Raw genomic sequence first — 1,446 nt, forward strand, 5'->3', positions numbered from 1 at the left:
AGGTAAGTTTTGCGGTCACCAACCCGCGGGCCGTGCAGGGCATCGCCACACCACAGCTCGTTGGGGTCGGTGGCCTCGAACCGGCCGAACACCGCCGGGACCTCACCGGCAGCCGGCCCGATCAGCTCCAAGCGGTGGAAATGGCGCAGCAGGGTCGACTCCGAAGGCGACCAACCAGTCGCGGTGCGCAGAATCCGGACCACTTGGGTCACCGTGCGGTCCGGGTTCTCCCGCTTGAGGCTGGCCGCCAACTCCAGCACAGTCGCGTCGGTGCGCGCCGACAGCATCCGCGGGCAGGGCGCCAGCGCCTCGAACCCACCGGCCCGGTAGCGGCGAATCCAGCGGTCCAGCGTCTCCCGCGAGATCCGCACCGTGTTGCCGAACGGGTCGGTATGGGCCTGGGCGGCGATCGCGCGCACCAGCTTTCCGCGCTGCTTGGCCGACAACTGCTCGTCGAGGGCCGCACAGATCAGCTGGTAGCGGAACAATCCGATCGCCTGAGCGCGCTCGCGGCGCTTGTGATCTTCCAACGACATCGTCTCGGTTCTCCTTTTTCACTTTCAAGGCCCGCCCGGAACCGTTCCGGGCGGGCGCCTTGGTGAGGATCTCCGATCAGGTGGCTCGGGCGTCAGGGGCGATTCGTGTTGCACCGACTCAGAGCCGCGGTGGCGACCACCCTGGGGCCAGCAGCCGGCCGCCGCTGGTCGCGACCGCCACCTGCTCAGCCGTCACCATGCCCAGGATTCCGGCGGCGCCGAAGCGGAACCTGATCGCTGCGGTCGCCACCGCCGCCGCGGCCACCACATCACCCCAGGCACAACCGGTCGCATCGGGGATCGTCACGTCCACCCCGGCGGTGACCGCCACTTGAAGAAACCAGACCCGGGTCGTTTCCAGCCGCGATCCCACCCGGCGCAGCCAGCCCCGCACCGTCGACGCCGGAACACCCAGTCGCACGCCGATCCGGCGATGCCCGAACCCCTCGGCGCGGGCGGTCAACGCGGCCCAAATCCGTTTCGCGGCATACGCCCTGCGCAGCAACATCGTCACCGGCAACAACACGTGGGTGACCAAACACGCCCGACACCGAGCCCGCCGCGGCCGCACCGGATCACCCAACCCCTCGATCTGGCGGACTCGTGCATACCCCCAGCCGCCCAGCACACCGTCCCGGCACGTCGGGCAGCCGATCTCGCCGGCGCAAAGCCGGGATTCGACGCAGGCCAAATCAACCCCTACCGTCACCATCAGTGCCTCCGAGCACTACAGCGCGGCACCCCGTGAGTCGACCAAAACTTCAGCGGGGTGCCGCGCACCCATCAGTTACCTCGTCACACTGATGGTGCACACGAACACAAGCAACCCGGACATCCAACCGGCCCGCCCATCGTCAACCCCAGTGACGAATCCCCACCCCGTGGTCGTCATCCAGAGAGACGCTCAACA

General features: G+C 68.3%; 2 protein-coding genes. Both read right to left on the bottom strand.

What is annotated here, in order from left to right:
* Positions 1–536 (bottom strand): helix-turn-helix domain-containing protein (locus FPZ47_RS27475; RefSeq protein WP_145039784.1); only part of this gene is annotated, 536 nt, incomplete at its 3' end.
* Positions 537–654: 118 nt separating this feature from the next.
* The gene (locus FPZ47_RS27480; protein ID WP_144957506.1) at positions 655–1,248 is read right to left on the bottom strand and encodes a helix-turn-helix domain-containing protein; all 594 of its coding nucleotides are present in this window, start codon (positions 1,246–1,248) and stop codon (positions 655–657) included.
* Between the last annotated feature and the right edge of the window lie 198 nt (positions 1,249–1,446).

This window comes from Mycobacterium helveticum (genome assembly GCF_007714205.1).
GTDB classification, from domain to species: Bacteria; Actinomycetota; Actinomycetes; order Mycobacteriales; family Mycobacteriaceae; genus Mycobacterium; species Mycobacterium helveticum.

What these genes read in the sequence shown, in the direction of transcription:
- FPZ47_RS27480 (WP_144957506.1), bottom strand. Translation starts at nt 1,248, where the DNA reads ATGGTGACGGTAGGGGTTGATTTGGCCTGCGTCGAATCCCGGCTTTGC.